Consider the following 17,428-nt stretch of genomic DNA (forward strand, 5'->3'; position numbering starts at 1 on the left):
CTACTTCGGTCCGATGATCTTGTCGAAGAGGACCGACGCGTTGCCCTGGCCGCAGTCGGCACCGAAGGCGACGATGCGGAACTGGGCGAGCTTGCCTGTGGTGTAGATCACCATCACGCCGTCCTTGCCCGCGACGTTCACCGGCCGGATGCCTTCCGGCCGCACGTCGGGGTCCAGTCCGGCGGCGGCGACACAAGCGTCGAGCCGCTCTTCGGTCTGCAGTGAGCCGAAGTCGCGGACGCCGACGGCCTTGCCGACGAGCGCTTCGGCCCCGTCGCCGTCTCCACCGACCGAAGGGCCGGTGGGTGCGGGCGGGGGCTGCGCGACGCCGCCCGGCGTCGACTGCTGCGTGGTGGGGACGACGATCGCGACGGCGGCGATGGCCGCCGCGGCCACGGTCGCTATCCCGGCGCCCCAGCCGATCCGCTTGTTCCGCCGTTGCCGTGCGGCCGCGAGGTCCACCACCGGGGCGACCTGCGCCTGCTGCCCTTCAGGTGCGCCTTGAAACGCAGGCGACGTTCGCATCTCGGCGGCCAGTGCCGCGTCGATCCGGGCGGCGAACTCCGCCGGCATCGGTGCGACCGGCTCGTTCGCGAGTTCCGCGAGGTCGGCCGTGGTCGCTTCAAGTGCTTCGATGATCGCCAGTGCTTCGGGGTCGGCGTTCACCAACGGCCAGAGTTCGGCCGCCTCTCGCTCGTCCAGCACCCCTGCGTGCAGGTCGGCGAGCACATCGACAGACCACGGCGGACCGACGGTCCCACCGATCCCCCTGCTCTCGTCTGTCATCGTCCCTCCCCGTCACCCGGCGTGCCCTGAGGCCGCCTGGCACCCCGTTGCGGGGTGGCGCGCTCTCGTTTGCTTTCGTGAGTTGGGACGTTCGCAATAGCATCGGGGTTCCGCAGATGTCCGAGAACCTTCGCGAGCTTTCCGCGACCCCGGGCACACCTGCTCTTCACCGTGCCCTCGGCGATGCCGAGCATCTTCGCCGTCTCAGCGACGGAGTATCCCTCGACGTCGACCAACACGATCGGGGCACGTTGCTCTTCGGGAAGCTGGTCGAGGGCTTCCTTGACCACGAGGCTCGTCTCGCGCTCGGACATCGAGTCGCGCGGGGAGGCGGGCTCGTTGAACTGCCCGGTCTCGGGCAGCGGAACGGTCGGTCTTGCCTTGCCCCGCCGGATGCGGTCGAGGCACGCGTTCACGACGATGCGGTGCAGCCACGTCGTGACTTGCGATTCGGCCCTGAAGTTGCCCGCCGCGCGGAACGCGGAGATGAAGGCGTCCTGGAGGGCGTCCGCGGCTTCTTCCGGATCACGCACGGTGCGCAGGGCGACCGCCCACATGCGATCCCGATGTCGCTGGACCAGTTCACTGAACGCGTGCGGGTCACCAGCGGCGTGCGCCGCTATGAGATCCGCGTCCGTGGGAGCTGCAGCTGTCACCCGGGAGAGCCTACTGACAGGGACGGGTCACTCGAACGCGACGTGCGCGGCCGGGTGACGATACGCGCGCGCGTCTTCGCCGGAGGCTCGGATCGGTGGCGGCGGGCCGCCGTCCCGCGGTCGCGAGATGGATCGAAAACCACGGCCCGGCGACGCCGATCCGAGAGCGCGCCTCGAAGGCACTGACCCGGTGTTCGAGGTCACCCCGCAGGCAGGAAGGTCAGCTCTTTGAGTTCGGTGATGAACTTGCCGTCCTCGTCTTCACCCAGCTGAGTGATCCAGATGATGAAGTACTGACCCTGTTGCGGCTGCTGCAACGCGATGGTCGATTCCCCCGCCGCCAGGTCCCCGCCGCCGACGACCTTCGTCTCGTCGAGCTTCGGGTTCTTCTTGTCGGCGGAGCGGATCTCGACCTTCGAGCCGGGGCTTCCCGCGTCGATCTTGAGCTGGCTGAGGTTGATCGGGTCCTTGAAGGTCACGACCAGCCCGACACCGTCCTTGAGGACCGGGAACTGCTTGTCGTACTCGTCGGTCTTCCAGGAGGTGCCCGGATCGCCGTCGTTCGCGTTCTTGGCGCGGCCGGGGCTGTCGCCCTTGCTGCCCGGGTTGAACACCGCGACGGCCGACGGCTTCACCGCGGCTCCCAGGGCGGGAGACGAGGGTGGCTGCTGGGCAGGCGGGGGTTGCTGGCCCGAAGGCGGCGGAGCCTGCGAGGACGACGGCGCGGCGACGTTGATCTGCGGACCGCTGGACTTCGATTCGCCCTGGAACAGGTTGATCAGCATCATCCCGCCCCAGGCCAGGATGACCACGGTCGCGACGACCAGCACGGTCACGCCGAACGCCAGCTTCTTACGCCGCGCGACGTCCTTGACCGGCTTCTTCGTCGTCCAGACCGTGCCGTCCGCCTCGGCGGGGGCTTCTTCCTCGCCGACGGCCTTGATCAGCTGGGTGCGTTCCTCGGCTTCGGCGACCTGGTCCAGCACGCGCAGGATGGCCGCGCTGGTGCGGATCCCGCCGTGGCCGCCGTCCTCGATGGTGCGGACGGCGAGTGACGACAGTTCGACCGGGACCGTTGGGACCAGCGAACGCGGCGGGATGACGCGGCCGGTCGGCGCGTGCGGCGCCGCCGGGATCGCGGCCGGCCCGCCGGGAAGGGCCCAGCGGCCGGTCAGCAGCAGGTACAGGACCGCGCCGAGCGCCTTGACGTCGTCGCGAAGGGTCGCTTCGGGCAGTGGGCCCGGGAAGGCGAGCTTCAGCGCGCCGTCCGGGGTGAGCCGCAGGCGCTGCGGATGGTCGAGGCCGAGCACGAGGCCGTTCTGGTGGGCGTGGTCGACGGCTTCCGCCAGTGCCTGCACCATCCTGGCCGCCGCGGCGGGCGCCACCGGGCGCTGCGCCACCAGATCGACCAGGTCGCTGCCCTTGGTCCATTCCGCCACGACGACACCGAGCAGTCCTTCGCTCGAGGTGACGCCGCTGCCGAGGCTCAGCACGTCGAGGACGCGCGCGACACCGCCATGGCCGAACTTGGAGGCGTGCGCGGCACGCTCCAGCGTCCGGCGCGCGAGCCTCGCGGCTTCCGCGTCCGCCGGGTCGCCGACCAGCAGCGTCAACGCCACATCCCGCTTCAGCTGCCCATCGCGGGCACGCCAAAGGTGCGCGGCGGCCCGTTCGTCCACCCCGAACTGTGCGAGCAGGCGATACCGGCCGTCTCCGACGACCCGGCCAGGTGCCAGCGACCCGCCTTGGGCCCGGATGCCCACCTGGCTCGCCTCCCCTGCCTGTTCGCTCCGTCTCGTATCCACCGCAACTCTCCCGCGTAGCTCCCGCACCGAGGGTACCCAGAATACGACGCGTGAACGCGCGCCATCCGTGCGTGAATCGTTATCCGCGCTTGATCAACCGGGTGATCCTGGTCGTGGCGGGCTTCAGTTCCTCGACTTTCAGGGCCATGAGCACGCCGAACGACACCACGATCCCGACCGCCGTCTGCAGGAGAAGTTTCACCCAGGCATGGAAAGTAGGCCCGAACGAGTCAGGGACGACCTGCCCGGCGAGCCAGGCCGCGCCGACGCCGAGCACACTCGCGACGACCGTGAAGAGGATCACCCCGAGAATCCGCTTGCTCCGGAGATTTCCGAGGGTCACCCACAGCCAAACCTGGCCGAGGATCGCGCCGACGACGAACGTGAGGCCGTTGACCATCATCACGCCGAGCACGATGTTGTCCGGCGACAGCAGCGCGGGGCACAGGTAGAGCAGCGGCACCTTGACCACGGTCATCACGATCATGATCAGCACCGGCGTCCGCGCGTCCTTCATCGCGTAGAACACCCGCATCTGCAGCATGACCAGCGCGTACGGCAGCAGCGCGAACGCGCTGATCGCCAGCGCCTCGCCCATCCGCGCCGCGTCTTCGACCGTGCCCTTGCCGACACTGCTGAACAGCGCGATACCGACCGAACCGCCCACCACGGTCATCACCGCGGAGATCGGCACGAGCATCACCGTCGAGATCCGGGACGCGTAGGAGAGGTCGCCGATCAGCTTCTTGTGGTCGCCGTCCGCGGCCGCGCGGCTCATCCTCGGCATGATCGCGGTCAGCAGCGACACCCCGATGACGCCGTACGGCAGCTGGAAGAGCAACCACGCGTTGGCGTACGCGGTCACACCGCCTTGCGAACCGCTGGTCAGTACGCGGGTCGTGATCGTGTAGCCGACCTGGCTGACCGCGACGTAGCCGACGGTCCAGAGCGCGAGCCCGCCGAACTCCTTCATGCGCTTGTCGATGCCCCAGCGCCACTTGAACTTGAATCCGGACCGCAGCAGCGGCGGGATCAGCAGGATCGACTGCGCCACGATGCCGAAGGTCACGCCCAAACCCAGCGTGAGCAGCTTCGGGTCGGTGATCGACACGGGATCGGTCGCGATGTTCCCCGGCATGATCCAGACCACGAGGATGGTGAAGACGACGACCAGGTTGTTGATCACCGGCGCCCACGCCGTCGGGCCGAAGATGTTCTTCGCGTTCAGCACCGCCGAGAGCAGCGCGAACACGCCGTAGAAGAAGATCTGCGGCAGCAGCAGGTACGCGAACGCGGTGACCAGGTCGGGATTCGCCTGGCCTTTGTCGTCGACGTAGAGCTTGGTGATCAGCGGCGCCGCGAAGACCGCGATCGCCGTCCCGACGACGAGCAGCGTGCCCGCCACCGTGACCAGCCGCTGCGTGTAGGCCTCGCCGCCGTCCTTGTCGTCCTGCGACCGCACGAGCAGCGGGACCACAAGACTGGAGAGCACGCCGCCCATCAGCAGTTCGAAGATGATGTTCGGCATCGTGTTGGCGACGTTGAACGAGTCGTTCTCGACCTTCGCGCCGATGGCCGCGACCAGCAGCAGCTTCCACGCGAAGCCGGTGATCCGGCTGATCAGCGAGGCGATCGCCATCCGGCCGCTGGACTTCGCGATCGACGGTGCCTTCGCCGGGGCGGCGACGTCCTGTTCGCCGGTCTCCCCCGGCCGCGGTTTGACCAGCGGCGCGTCCTTGATCGCGGGCATGACCTGCGTGGCGAGCTGGTCGTACGGGCGGAGGACGTCGGGGTCGGCGACCGGCCAGCGCGAGCCCATCGGGACGCCGGGTGTGCGCGGGATGAACCGCGTCGCATCGGGTTCGTCGCGCGGATCCTGCTGCCACGGGCGGACCGGTGGCGGCTGGCGGCGCCCGCGATGCGGCGGGGGCGGTGTCTGATTGAGCGCCTGCGGTGTCTGTGGCGCTGTCGGACGGCGCGGCGGCGGATTCTGCGGCGGGTTCTGGGACGGCTGCGGCAGCGGTTGCCCCTGCGGAGGCGGAACCTGCTGACGACGGGTCGGTGGAGGTGGCGTCGACTGCGCCGGGGGTACGACGGGCGGAGGCACCTTCCGCGGCGGTGCCTGGTTCGGCGGTGCCTGGGGCGGCGCTGCCTGGTTCGGCGGTGGCCTCAGCCGCCGCGTCTCGTCGTCGGGACGGCCGGCGGCCCGCTGACGGCGGCGGTCCACCGGCGGCTGCTGAGCGGGAGGCGGCACCGCTCGCCGCGGCCGCTCGCCGCGTTCGGGCGGGGGGACCTGCTGCGGTGGCGGCTGACGGCGTTCCGCGCGTTCAGGGCGTCCTGACCGTTCCGGACGACGCGCTGGGCCATCCGTGCGACGGGGGGGTGGCGGAGTACCTTCGCGCCGGGGACGGCCTGCACGCTCGGGCGGTACACCCGGCTCTCTTTCCAACGTGCGCCCAATCCTCGGTGCTCGACTACGTGATGCCCGGCGGCATCGTTCCACCCAGGGTAATCGGCGACGGCCGGAAACACTTAAACCTGTGCGTCCTCGGTCACACGTGGGGTGGTTTCGTCCGTCCGAGTGGCACGTGCGTCCTTGATCCTCCGGTAGATCCGGCGTGACGAGAGCAGCAGCAACGCGCCGGCCGCGGTGATGGTGATGATGATGGTGATCGCGCCGTACTCCGTGGAGGTCAGCTCGAACCGCGCGTCGGTGCCGAGTTTGGTCCCGTCGGGCGTGGTCAGGGACACGTCGACGCTGAACCGGCCCGCTCGAAGCGCCTCGACCGGGAGCAGTTGGTTGACCGCGCCGTTGGCCGGGACGGTCCGCTCCGGGACCGCTTCGGTGGGGCGCAGGCCCACGTTGTTCTTCAGCACGGTGCGGACGTTGACGCCGACCGGCAGGCCGTTGGTGATGTACGCCGGCAGCGGTGACGCGCCGGAAGCCAGCGCGATCGTCTGCTTCGGCCGTTCCACGGTCACCTGGCCGCGGATCGCCTCGAGGTCACCGCGGGCGTTGCCGGTGACGGTCTCGGCGTCCGCGCCGCGCCACGAGGTCGAGGCGGCCCGGATGAGGGCGAGCCGGACAGGCGCGACCACGTCGGCCGGATTCACTCGTTTGGTGGCATCCATCGTCATCGCCGACGACAGGCCCAGCGTCTCGTTGTCGATCTGGGACATCTTCGCGGTGACGTCGCCGCCGGTCGCGGCCGAAACGTCCTGCGGGTCGTAGTTGACCGACGCGGTCCCGGACGGGCTCTCACCGAGCAGATCGGGCAGCGGCGTCGACTTGACGAGGCCGGCGGCGTAGAAGTCGCCCATCTGCTCCAGGAACGTGGTGAGGTCGGGACCGGTCGGGTCCCAGTGCCGCGGCGGCGCGATCAGCAGCTGTGCACGCTCCTGCCCCGCGGTCTGCCCGCCGAGCCCGGCACGGAAGGCGATCGCGCCGAGCCCGTTCTGGGTGCCCCCGGAGCCGTTCAGCGCGGAGGCGATCAGCGTGTCGATCGGCTGCGCGCGGAGGTTCGTCCCCTCGATCGAAACCCCACCCGAAAGCGGGGCATCGGACTGGAGCTTGCCCGAGTCGGTCAGCACGGTCTTGACGCCCGCCTTGCCGATCGCTTCGACGGTCTGCGAGTCGAGGGCGCCGCCGGGCCACAGCACGCCGTCCTGCGGCTGGATGCCGAGCAGGTTCTTGATCGTCGCCGCGCCGCCGAGCGCACTGGCCATGAGCGCGGTGTCGGTGGCGTCACCGGCACGGACCTTCGTCAGCGCGGTGAGGTCGGCGTCGGCGAACGGGAGGGTGACCACGCACCGGCCCGCGACCAGCGCCTTCAGCTGGCCGAGCCAGTTCCTGGCGCTCTCGACGCCCTTGCCCGCGACGGGACCGCCGCCGGTGGCGACCTGATAGCCGCGGGCCATCCCGTCCACGGTCGCGACCAGGTCGGGGTCGATGGCCAGGCACAACGACGACGAGACCTTCGTGTCGGCCTCGGCCGTCCGCGCGGCCGCGACCAGCGAGTCCAGCCGCCCGCCGGGGCTCAGTTCGCCGGCCAGCCGCTCGTCGGACAGGGTCAGCGGGCCGCCGAGCGGGGACGAGACGACGTGCACGGTGCTGTTCGCGATCGGCCACAGCAGGCTCGCCGACGGCGGCGACGGCGGACGTGACACGGGCGCCTTGCCGGGGACGCCGAGCACCGGCATCAGCAGGCTGACCGCGGCGAGCCGTTCCGGCCCGCCGAACTCCGGGGTGCCGTTGACGTTGACCAGCAGCGGGTACACCCCTGGCCGGAGGAACTGAAACTTCGAGGACTGGCCGAGCGGGACGGTCAAGTTCAGCCCCGCGCTCTTCCCCGCCTCCAGCGCGTCCGGTTCGAGGTCGACGAACTCGGTGGTCGCGAGGTCCTTGAACTTGCCGCCGGCGAGTACGTCGCCGATCTGCTGCTCGCTCTGCAACCGGGTGCCCAGTTGCAGCCGGACGCTCAGCTTGCCGATCGGCCGGTCGCCGATGTTGGTGACGCGGCCGGTGACGGTGAGCGACGTCGAGGTCGAAGTGATGACGCGGGGATTCAGCTGATCGAGGTCCACGCGCAGCCGGGGCTGCTCCTGTGCCTGCGCGACCGCGCCGAACAACGCGGGCAGAGCCAGGAACAGGATCGACAGGACAGTGGCGGCAAGCCGCTTCACTCAGGTGCTCCCTCGGCGGTCTGGGCGTTGCTGCGCGAAGAGTTCTTTGGCCTTCCGGACCAGCTTGCGCTCGTCGGAGTAGGCGAGGGTGGTCTCGAGGTCGGCGAGCGGGACCCAGGCGACCTCGGTCACCTCGACATCTTCGTCCGAAAGTTCGCCGCCGATGTATTCCAGGATGAAATGGTGCACCGTTTTGTGCACCCGTCGTCGCTCGGCCACGAACCAGTAGTCGATGGTGCCGAGGGGTTCGAGGACCCGCGCGGAGATGCCGGTCTCCTCCTTCACCTCGCGCACCGCGGTCTGCGCATGCGTTTCACCGTCCTCGATGTGGCCCTTCGGCAGCGACCACAGCAGTCTGCCGTGCCTGTCGAGCCGTCCGATCAGCGCGGCGTTGGCCCGTTCGACGTCGACGACGAGTCCACCGGCCGACGTTTCGTCGACCGTGGTCAGCCGCCGCCCCCGCCTGCGCCTCCGCCGGCGGCCCGGCTTCGAAGCGCCGGAGCGGCCGGCTGATCCAGACATGCTGCGATGCTAGAGCAAACGGCGGTACGGGTACGCTGGCTCTCCGTGCCCGTGTTGGGCAGGGTCGTAGTAAGTACATCCAAATCGTGGTGGGATTGTCGTGAACAAGGTGGTCGCCGGGCAGGCGATTGCGGGGAAGAGCACTGCGATGCAGAACGCTGTGACGGAGCTGATGCGCATCTCCCCGCTGGCGGACGAACTCGCGAAGCTCTTCGCCAAGGCGGGCTACCGCCTGTACCTGGTCGGCGGGAGCGTCCGCGACATGATGCTCGACAGGCTCTCGAGCGACCTCGACTTCACCACCGACGCGCGGCCGGACCAGGTGCTCAAGATCGTCAGCGCCTGGGGCGACGCGGTGTGGGACGTCGGCATCGCGTTCGGCACGGTCGGCGTGACCAAACAGGGCATGACCCTGGAGATCACCACGTTCCGCGCTGACAGCTACGACCGCGTCGGCCGCAACCCCGAGGTCACCTTCGGCGACAGCATCGAGGGCGACCTGCTCCGCCGCGACTTCACGGTCAACGCGATGGCGATCGACCTGGCGAACCAGTCCTTCGTCGACCCGTACGGCGGGCTCCAGGCGTTGCAGGACCGGGTGCTCGACACACCCGCGACCCCGCAGGAGTCCTTCGCCGACGACCCGCTGCGCATGCTGCGGGCCGCGCGGTTCTCCGCGCAGCTCGGGTTCACCGCGGCGCCGCGGGTGATCGACGCGATGACGTCGATGGCCGAGGAGATCGACCGGATCACCGCCGAGCGCGTCCAGGCCGAGCTGTCGAAGCTGCTGCTCGCGGACGACCCCCGGCCCGGTATCGAGCTGCTGGTCGACACCCGGCTCGCCGACCGGGTGCTGCCCGAGGTGCCCGGAATGCGGCTGGCGATCGACGAGCACCACCAGCACAAGGACGTCTACCAGCACTCGCTGACCGTGCTCGCGCAGGCGATCGACCTGGAGAAGTCCCACGAACCGACGTCGAAGCCGGACCTGATCCTGCGGCTCGCGGCGCTGCTGCACGACGTCGGCAAGCCCGCGACGCGGGAATTCCAGCCCGGTGGCGGCGTGAGCTTCCACCACCATGAGGTCGTCGGCGCGAAGATGGCCCGCAAGCGTTTGCGTGCCCTGAAGTTCTCGAAGGAGATCGTCCAGGACGTCAGCCAGCTAGTGTTCCTGCACCTGCGGTTCCACGGGTACGGCAAGGGCGAGTGGACGGATTCGGCGGTGCGGCGCTACGTCACCGACGCCGGTGACCTGCTGCCCCGGCTGCACAAGCTGGTGCGCGCCGATTGCACCACGCGCAACCGGAAGAAGGCGGCCGCGCTGCAAGCGACCTACGACGACCTCGAGCGGCGGATCGAAACGATCCAGGCGCAGGAGGACCTCGACCGGGTCCGGCCGGACCTCGACGGCGAGGAGATCATGCGGATCCTCGACCTCAAGCCGGGGCCGGACGTCGGGAAGGCGTGGAAGTACCTGAAGGAACTGCGGCTCGACCGCGGTCCGCTGGAGCACGACGACGCGGTGGCCGAGCTGAAGAAGTGGGCTGCCGAGAACGGTATCGGCGGCTGACGTTCCCCGTCATCTCTTGAGATAACTCCCTTGGGCCCTGGCTCGTTGTGCCGTTAGCCGACATACTCGCGCCGGTGCTCCGGGCAGGGGGAAATTCCATGGCGAAGCGGCCGCCCAGTTTTCTGGTGACGTTGCTGCGTCGCGGCGCGCCCGCGCTGGCCACCGCGACGAGCGAGCTGTCCGACGAGGTCGGCGATCCGACGCCGATGCGCGCGTTGCGGCGGATCCAAAAGATGTCCGGGCCCGTCGACACGACCTATCGCGACAATCTCCTGTTGCGAGCCGCCCGTTATGTCGCACTCGTTCCTTTGGTCTACCGGCTCTTCGCGGTGCCCGGCGTGTTCGGGGTCTACGTCTCCACGCACGGCATGATCGGGATCGGCCCGGTCGGGCTGGTGGCGCTCGGCTCGGTCGCGCTGTCGCTGTACGGGATCCGGTGGATGCTGCGTACGGCGCCGTTCCGGCCGCATCGCGCCGTCCGGTTGCTGGCCCTCGATCTGGTGTTCACGCTGCTCGCGCCGCTGGCCGTCGGCGCGCTCGTGCCGGCTTCGGTGTTCACCGAAGCGATGGCGGTGCCCGGGAAGCACCTGCTCGGCGAGGTCGCGTTGCTGGCGCTGGCGCTGGGGATGCCCGCCGCGGTGGGGCTGGCGCTCGCCAGCTTCCCGGTCCGGATGCTCGCGTCCCTGCTCGGCACCGGCAAGGCCGCGCCCGGCGACGCCATGGCCACCTTCCCGTCGATCCTCGGCGTGCTCTTCACCGCGACCGGCGCGCTCGTCCTGGTCGGGCTCGGCACCCGGCTCGCCCTCGCGTACGGCATCCGCAACGGCCGGATCGCCGAACGCGCCCGCCAGCATCGGGTGCTGCACGACTCCGTATTGCAGACCCTCGAAGCGATCGCGCTGGCCAACAAGGGTGACCCGGCGAAGCGGCTCGCCGAGGTGCAGCGGCTGGCGCGGGCGCAGTCGATGGAGCTGCGGCGGACGATCGAGAACGAGGCTTCGGAACGGTCGGAGGCCGGGTCGCGGCCGCTGGGCGAGAAGCTCGCGTCGCTGGCGGCGGAAATGGCGCGGGACGGGCTGCGCGCCCAGCTCGTGATCGCCGAACTCGACGACGACACCCTCTCGGAGGTCCGGCAGATCGCCATCCGCGATGCCGTCCGCGAGTCCCTGCGGAACACCCTCAAGCACGCCGGGACGGACAAGGTCGTCGTACGCGTCGAAGAGCAGGACGGCGGTATCACGGTGATCACCCGCGATCACGGCGCGGGCTTCAGCCTCGACTCCCGGCCCGCCGGTTTCGGGATCAGCGAGTCCATCACCGCCCGGCTGAACGAGGTCGGCGGGACCGCGAGGGTGGAGTCCGCTCCGGGCAATGGCACCAGAGTCACCCTCTGGGTGCCGTTCTGACGGTAAACAGGAGAACATGAAGAAAACGGACGTCCTGGCCGAAGCGCTCACCGCGTACCGCGACGGCGACCAGGCCAAGGCAGCGGACCTCGCCGAGCGTGCCGGATCCACGCTCGGCATCGAACTGCACCGGTACCTGACCGAAGGCGGCGGTGGAGATGTCTACGACCAGCCGACCGCGTTCACGGCGTTCATCCGCGGTGGCGGGAACGTCAAGCTGTATCGGCAGCTCAGCGCGATGCTCGCCAAGCGTTACGGCAGTGTCGGTTCGCTGCTGGACCTCGGTTGCGGCGACGGGCTCGCCGTCGTCCCCGCGCTCGAACAGGCGGACCGGCAGCCCGGCCGGATCGACCTCGTCGAGCCGTCGCGCGCCCTGCTCGCCGAAACGCGCAAGCACCTCGACGGCACGCACGGCCTGCACACCTGGGACGCCACCGCGCAGGAGTTCCTCGCCCGCGACGACGACCGGCAGTGGCAGCTGACGCAGTCGACCTTCGCGCTCCAGTCGATTCCCACCGGCGAGCGCACCGAGGTTCTGCGGGCGCTCCGGCCCCGCACCGACTGCCTGGTGCTCGCCGAGTTCGACGTGCCCGAGTTCGACGAAGACTCCGCCGAGTACCTGCTCTCGCTGGTCACGCGCTACGAACGCGGGATCTCGGAGTACGGCAAGAACGCGTCGCTGGTGGCGCGGGGGTTCCTGCTGCCGATCCTGCTTGGCCTGGTCAAACCGGGGGCGGACCGGACGAACTGGGAGCAGCCCGCCACCGATTGGGCGTCGCAGCTCAAGGAGGCGGGTTTCACCGGCATCCGGATCGAACCACTGGCCGACTACTGGTGGTCGCCCGCCGTGCTGATCACCGCGTCCTGAGTTCGCGAAGGACCGCGTTTAGCGGGCTAAACGCGGTCCTTGCACGAGGGGTCAGACCCGCGAGAGCGCGCCGGTTTCGAGATGCTGGGCGATCGGCCGGGGCAGGACGTAGGCCACGGCCCCGCCCGGTGTCCCGTTCCATGGCGCGGTGATCCCGGTGACCACGCGCAGCGGTCGTTGGACGCGGTACAGGCGGCGTTCCCGCTCGCGTTCCGCGGCCAGCGACGTCTCGACGAACCGCGCGGGTTCGGCGTGCACGAGGTTGCCGGTCTCGTTCCCGAACCGCTGCACGGTGGTGCCCGCCGGCAGCACGATGATCCGCTTGCGGCGGAAGAAGTTCAGCGGCGGCTCGCCCCGCAGCGGCAGGATCGGCCAGTCGGCCGGGTTGTCGGCCTCCTCGTTCGCGCCCACCGTGGCCCGTGCCGGATAGAGCAGCAGGGTGCCGAGGAAGAACCGAGCCGCTTCTTCGAGCTTGGCGAACGCCACTGGCTCGTCCGCCGGAGGCCGCGACACCTCCCAGCCGTTCTCGGCGCGGCGCAGGGTCCAGAGCCCCGGTTCCGGTACCGCGTTCGCGCCGATCCGGTAGGCCGTCGGCGCGATGCCGTGTTCGGCCAGCCGCTGGTACAGCACGTCCAGCACGTCACCGGCCCGGACGTCGCGGCCGGGCTCGCCGTCGCGTTCGACGCGGGTGCGGACGCTGTCGTCCGGCAGATCCGCGTCGGTCTGCGGCGGACGGGGTTTGCCGACGATCTCCGCTTCGGCGGTCGCCCGCACCAGCTCGCCGACCAGCGGCGGCCGGAAACCGGTGGCCCGGATGTGCTCGACCAGCTCGGGCTCCGGCGGGACGCCGTACTTCCGCAGGTAGTGCGGGACGGCCGCGGGCCAGATCCAGACGCCGTCGGTGTGGAAGGCGTTCGGTACGTCCGGCGGGCCGTTCGGGGTGAAGATGTCGGGTTGCGGACCCGGCCGGGAGACCGCCACCGGCGAGCGGAAGAGGTAGTCCAGCACGCCGCGGACCTGGTCCGGCGGCACCGGCGGCCGGTTGACGACCGGTCGTTCGCCTTCGTTGTGCGCGTCGACGACCTTCGCGTGCCGGAACGCCACACCCAGCGGCAGCCCGGCCTTGGCCGCGAGCCAGGCCGGGACGTGCTTGTGGTCGCGCGGGAAGATCGCGAGCTCGGTCGCGTACGCGCGTGGCGTCGGCTTCCCGCCTTCGTTCGGCGCGAGCCGCCAGGTCGGTTCCTGCTCGGCGTCGAAGTCGAAGTCGAAGTGCGACTCCGAGTCCAGCGTGAAGGTGCCCTGGAACCAGGTGCCGGTCTCGGGGTGATGCATGGCCGCGCGCAGCCGCGCGAACAGCGAGCCGAGTTCCGGCGGGGCCGCGATCGACACCGAAACCGGGCCGTTGCCCTCGTCGCCGACCGACCGGACCTCGAGTTCGGCGTAGTCGCCGATCTGCCGGAACTGCGCGCCGACCCGCTGCCAGCCCGGCGGCAGCACCCGCAGCAGCGTCCGGCCGATGGCGCGCAGGAGCGGGGGCTGGTCGCCAGTGCCGTTCTCCGGCCGGGCGGCCGATGTCTCGACGAAGTCGTGCCTGGTCTGCCACAGCGCCGTCAGCCGCGACGGCACGGCCGCGGTCGAGAAGTCCGTGAGGCCCAGTTCGGCCGCGCGGGCCGCGTCCTCGCCCGCCCAGCGCAAGGTCAGCTCGCCGCCGCCGGTGTTCGGCGCGATCAGGAAGTGCTCGTCGTCGAACCGGCCGTGTGTTTGCAGGCTGAAGGTCGCGCCGACCTCGCCATTCAGCACCACCCTCGCCGGGCGCCCGTTCCAGTCGCGGTCGAACCCCTCTGGCGCCGCTTCCCCCGGCGGCGCGATGAGCAGCAGTGTGCCGTCCTCTGTCGACCGCTGGGCCGCGAAGACGGTTTCCCCCCATACGGCGTACAGGCCATCCGGCCGCTCCGCCGCTTGAACCCGGTAACGCACGATTTGTCCTCTCCCCAATTTCCCCAAACCGGAGGTAAATCTAGTGGGCCGGGTAGCGGGCGTACCACCGGTCGTCACCCGGTGCGTTCCCGCCGAACTCCGCGAGCGCGTCGTCCGCCAGCTGTCCGATCACCTGGCTCAGTTCCAGCTTCACCAGCCAGTCCGTCTCGAGTTCTTCCTCCCCGTACATCGCGCCGACGAGGTTCCCGCAGATCGATCCGGTCGAGTCGCTGTCACCGCTGTGGTTCACCGACGCGAGCAGCGCGACGTTCGGGTCTGTGGTGGCCAGTGCCACGTAGACCGACATCGAGAGCGCGGTTTCGCCGATGTTCCCCTGCCCGAGCGTCTCGAGCTTCTCCGGCGTCGGGGCCCCTTTCTCGGCCAGGGCGAGCGCCTGGTCCAGCGCGACGCTCTGCTCCTCGTGACCCTGGTATTTCTCCAGTTCGACACGGGCGGTCGCGACGGCGTCGAGCAGTGGTTTCCCGCGCAGCAGTTCGTGCACGATCACCGCGAAAGCACCCGACGAGAGATACCCACTCGGGTGACCATGGGTCAGCGCCGCGCTCTCAGCGCCGAGCCGGAACACCTCCACGAGGTCGTCCGACCACAGCGCGACCGGCGCCGCGCGCATGATGCCGCCACAGCCCTTCGAGTTGTTCACCGGTTTGTCCATGCCGGCACGCACGCCCGTCTTGCCGTACGCCTCCAGCTCGCTGAAGCAGGTGAGGCCGGGCGCGCGACGGCTGAACAGCTCGCGGTTCGTGATCAGCCAGCCGTCCGGTTCCAGGCTCGTGTCCTGCGGGCCGCGTGCCCGCTCCCACGAGACGCCCTGGGTGTGCAGCCAGCGCTGGTAGGCCATCTGGAGCGACTGCTCGACGGGCACGGCGCCCGCGTGGGCCCTGATCAGGCCTTCCAGGGTGAACAGCGTCATCTGGGTGTCGTCGGTGATCCGCCCGATCCCGCCGTACGCGGGGATGAGGCCGGTGATCCCGGCCGGCCCGGCGATCTCCCGGATGCGGTCGATCGAATCGAATTCGGTCTTCGCGCCGAGCGCGTCGCCGAGCGCACCGGCGTACAGGCTGCCGCGCAGCCGCGAACTGGTCGCCGGGTCCTGAAGCCACTCACGCATTTCTCTACTGATCTCCTCGTGGATACCGTTTCGCGTCCCAGCGACGCCGCTCCTCGGGCTCGCGGGGCAGGCCGAACCGGTTGAAGTAGTAATAGGCGTCGCCCGCCATGGCGTCGACGACGCCGAGGCCGGAATACGCCGCGAGCCAGGACTCCGGCAGACCGGGCACGGTCAGCCTGGCACCCACCATCGCCCCGGTCAGCGCGCCGGTCACCGCGCCGCCGCGAGCGGCCAGCGCCAGCGCGGCCTCGGGGTCGTGACCCCGTTTGGCGGCGGCGAACAACGCCCTGCCCAGCACCGAAAGCGGCGTCCGGCCGTCGCCGATGCTGTCGAACTGTTCACCGTCAGCGCCGTCGACGTCGTTCCTGAGGTCGAGCACCGTCTTGACCAGGTCGCCGACCTCGCCGCTGAACTCGTCGAAGCCTTCGAGGAAGTTCGCCACCGCCGGCTCGCCGTTCCGGGCCGCGAGCTGGGCGCGGAACAGGTTCACCAGCAGTTCGGCGCCGTGGACGACCTCGTGCCCGGCCGCGGAACCGACCAGCTCACGGACCACCTTCATCGCGTAGAAGGCGTTGTCGGCGGGACCTTCCACGCCACCGGTCACCGTCGCGGCCAGTGCGGTCGCCAGCATCGTCGAGAACTCGGCGGGAGCCGGGCCCGCGCCTTCGGTGGCCTTCGCGACCCAGCCGTCCGGGTGGCCGCCCGCGGGCAGCGACGCCGGGATCTCGGCCTTGTCCGGGGTCGGGTTCAGTCCTCGGATCACCGACTCGGTGTGGAACAGCAGTTGCCTGGTCAGTCCGCCCAGCGGCAGCCCGTCCGCCGGATCCGCACCCGAGCCGAGCGCGTCCCCGAGCGCGAAGCCCACGTACGCGCCGAGAAGCCGCGGATACGCGAAGCTTCCGACGGGGATCGTCGGGTTGTAGAACTTCCCGAACGTCCAGGCGGCCGGACGCGGCTGGCCGTCGTCGTAGAAGTGCGTCACCAGGCCGTTGGCGAACAGGTCTTCGGGCAGTTCCGGCAGCGGACGGCCGTCGTACTTCGCCCGGGAGCGCTCGAACGACAGCGTCGCGCCGCGGACGTAGCGGGTGAGTTCGCCGGCACTCAGGGGGTAGCCGTTGTCCCTGGCCTGGTCGACCAGGCTTCTCAGGTTCGCGGTGGCCACGCCGTCGTACTCGCCGTCGAAGTACGCGGGACGCCCGACGGACTCCGGGCGCTCGGCGCCTTTCGGCAGTTCGAGGTCGGCGACCTGCCGCAGGGTCTCCGGGTAGACGTTGAAGGTCTCCGGCCTGCCAGGGTTGACCAGCAGACCGACGCCGGGAGTGTCCTTGGCCCGGCGCAGGAGCACGCGGGGCTGGATCCGCTGCCAAACGGTGTACTCCGACGGGACCTGTGCCTCGGAGGTGTAGACGACGAACCTCGCGCCCGCGTCGCCGAAGTCGCGGACTTGCAGATGGCCGTCCTTCGCCGGGGCGAGCACGTCGAGATCGAGCATCCAGTGGACGAACTCCTCCGGAGTGATCCACTCGACGCGCAGGTAGCCCAGAAGCGTCTCGACGTCGCTTTCCGGCTTCGGCCGTCCGGAGAATTGCGGCCCTGGCCGGTGATCCGGGTTGGCACGGACTGCGCCGGTCGGTTCGCCGTACAGCGTGTGCTGCTCCCAGCGCACGATCGCCGCCTTCGGCACGGGCAGGCCGGGGACCGCGGCCGGATCGAATTCGGGGTCGACGACCTCGGCCCATCGGGTGAACGCGTCGTCGTCCCCGTCGCCGCCCGCCGCCGAAACCGCCATCAACTCCAGGTCGAGCCGGATCTCACCGCCGTCGTCCGGGACGAACGCGACCGGGCTGGGGAACAGGCCCGCGCCGGGATCGGTCCCGTCGAGCCAGCCGACGGTGTTGTAGGTGACGTTCCAGCCGTCGGTCGCGCGCACGACGTACTCGCGGCGGACGCGCAGCGCGCCTGTCCCCTCGCCGCCTCGGCCCGCCAGCCACTCTTCGACTCGGCTGACGGCTTCCTCTTCGTTCAT

The 17,428-nt window shown here is 70.0% G+C and carries 12 protein-coding genes; 3 read left to right on the top strand and 9 right to left on the bottom strand.

Annotation, left to right across the window (positions count from 1 at the left end; translation table 11 throughout):
* The 6 genes from ACLARN_RS01925 to ACLARN_RS01950 all read right to left on the bottom strand — a co-directional run bounded on the left by ACLARN_RS01925 (position 1) and on the right by ACLARN_RS01950 (position 8,452).
* Positions 1 to 786 carry a hypothetical protein gene (locus ACLARN_RS01925; protein ID WP_409489545.1) on the bottom strand — a complete coding sequence of 262 codons (786 nt, stop codon included), beginning with the start codon at positions 784 to 786 and terminating at the stop codon, positions 1 to 3.
* Positions 783 to 1,442 (bottom strand): RNA polymerase sigma factor SigM, encoded by a 660-nt coding sequence (sigM, locus tag ACLARN_RS01930; RefSeq protein ID WP_037308644.1) that lies wholly within the window; start codon positions 1,440 to 1,442, stop codon positions 783 to 785. The genes ACLARN_RS01925 and sigM overlap by 4 nt, the downstream gene beginning before the upstream one ends.
* A 200-nt stretch (positions 1,443 to 1,642) precedes the next feature.
* A complete protein-coding gene (locus ACLARN_RS01935) occupies positions 1,643 to 3,205 on the bottom strand; it encodes a protein kinase family protein (RefSeq protein WP_409489640.1) in 1,563 nt (520 codons plus the stop codon).
* A 121-nt stretch (positions 3,206 to 3,326) separates the two neighbouring features.
* Complete coding sequence (gene murJ / locus ACLARN_RS01940; protein WP_409489641.1) at positions 3,327 to 5,474, bottom strand: murein biosynthesis integral membrane protein MurJ; 2,148 nt, start codon at positions 5,472 to 5,474, stop codon at positions 3,327 to 3,329.
* Positions 5,475 to 5,779: 305 nt separating this feature from the next.
* On the bottom strand, positions 5,780 to 7,930 hold the full coding sequence (locus ACLARN_RS01945) for a DUF6049 family protein (protein WP_409489546.1): 2,151 nt from the start codon (positions 7,928 to 7,930) through the stop codon (positions 5,780 to 5,782).
* Positions 7,931 to 8,452, bottom strand: coding sequence for an NUDIX hydrolase (locus tag ACLARN_RS01950; protein ID WP_076163842.1), 522 nt, complete (start codon positions 8,450 to 8,452; stop codon positions 7,931 to 7,933).
* Positions 8,453 to 8,600: 148 nt separating this feature from the next.
* Here ACLARN_RS01950 and ACLARN_RS01955 point away from each other — a divergent pair, with 148 nt between their 5' ends.
* The 3 genes from ACLARN_RS01955 to ACLARN_RS01965 all read left to right on the top strand — a co-directional run bounded on the left by ACLARN_RS01955 (position 8,601) and on the right by ACLARN_RS01965 (position 12,296).
* On the top strand, positions 8,601 to 10,022 hold the full coding sequence (locus ACLARN_RS01955) for a CCA tRNA nucleotidyltransferase (RefSeq protein WP_409489547.1): 1,422 nt from the start codon (positions 8,601 to 8,603) through the stop codon (positions 10,020 to 10,022).
* A 98-nt stretch (positions 10,023 to 10,120) separates the two neighbouring features.
* The gene (locus ACLARN_RS01960; RefSeq protein ID WP_409489548.1) at positions 10,121 to 11,428 is read left to right on the top strand and encodes a sensor histidine kinase; all 1,308 of its coding nucleotides are present in this window, start codon (positions 10,121 to 10,123) and stop codon (positions 11,426 to 11,428) included.
* A gap of 16 nt (positions 11,429 to 11,444) precedes the next feature.
* Positions 11,445 to 12,296 (top strand): class I SAM-dependent methyltransferase, encoded by an 852-nt coding sequence (locus tag ACLARN_RS01965; RefSeq protein WP_409489549.1) that lies wholly within the window; start codon positions 11,445 to 11,447, stop codon positions 12,294 to 12,296.
* A gap of 51 nt (positions 12,297 to 12,347) precedes the next feature.
* Here ACLARN_RS01965 and ACLARN_RS01970 read toward each other — a convergent pair whose 3' ends face one another.
* Genes ACLARN_RS01970 through ACLARN_RS01980 form a run of 3 tightly spaced genes read right to left on the bottom strand, consistent with a single transcriptional unit; the run spans position 12,348 to position 17,428 of the window.
* On the bottom strand, positions 12,348 to 14,273 hold the full coding sequence (locus tag ACLARN_RS01970; RefSeq protein WP_409489550.1) for a TNT domain-containing protein: 1,926 nt from the start codon (positions 14,271 to 14,273) through the stop codon (positions 12,348 to 12,350).
* 40 nt (positions 14,274 to 14,313) lie between these two features.
* The gene (locus tag ACLARN_RS01975) at positions 14,314 to 15,402 is read right to left on the bottom strand and encodes an ADP-ribosylglycohydrolase family protein (protein ID WP_409489551.1); all 1,089 of its coding nucleotides are present in this window, start codon (positions 15,400 to 15,402) and stop codon (positions 14,314 to 14,316) included.
* Positions 15,403 to 15,406: 4 nt separating this feature from the next.
* Complete coding sequence (locus tag ACLARN_RS01980; RefSeq protein ID WP_409489552.1) at positions 15,407 to 17,428, bottom strand: YrhB domain-containing protein; 2,022 nt, start codon at positions 17,426 to 17,428, stop codon at positions 15,407 to 15,409.

It is taken from the genome of Amycolatopsis sp. cmx-11-12 (assembly GCF_046269425.1).
In the GTDB taxonomy this organism is placed as follows: domain Bacteria; phylum Actinomycetota; class Actinomycetes; order Mycobacteriales; family Pseudonocardiaceae; genus Amycolatopsis.

Excerpts from the sequence above, each read along its gene's own strand:
- ACLARN_RS01925 (WP_409489545.1), bottom strand. The coding sequence starts at position 786 with ATGACAGACGAGAGCAGGGGGATCGGTGGGACCGTCGGTCCGCCGTGG.
- ACLARN_RS01950 (WP_076163842.1), bottom strand. The coding sequence starts at position 8,452 with ATGTCTGGATCAGCCGGCCGCTCCGGCGCTTCGAAGCCGGGCCGCCGG.
- ACLARN_RS01955 (WP_409489547.1), top strand. The coding sequence starts at position 8,601 with ATGCAGAACGCTGTGACGGAGCTGATGCGCATCTCCCCGCTGGCGGAC.
- ACLARN_RS01960 (WP_409489548.1), top strand. The coding sequence starts at position 10,121 with ATGGCGAAGCGGCCGCCCAGTTTTCTGGTGACGTTGCTGCGTCGCGGC.
- ACLARN_RS01965 (WP_409489549.1), top strand. The coding sequence starts at position 11,445 with ATGAAGAAAACGGACGTCCTGGCCGAAGCGCTCACCGCGTACCGCGAC.
- ACLARN_RS01975 (WP_409489551.1), bottom strand. The coding sequence starts at position 15,402 with ATGCGTGAGTGGCTTCAGGACCCGGCGACCAGTTCGCGGCTGCGCGGC.
- ACLARN_RS01980 (WP_409489552.1), bottom strand. The coding sequence starts at position 17,428 with ATGAACGAAGAGGAAGCCGTCAGCCGAGTCGAAGAGTGGCTGGCGGGC.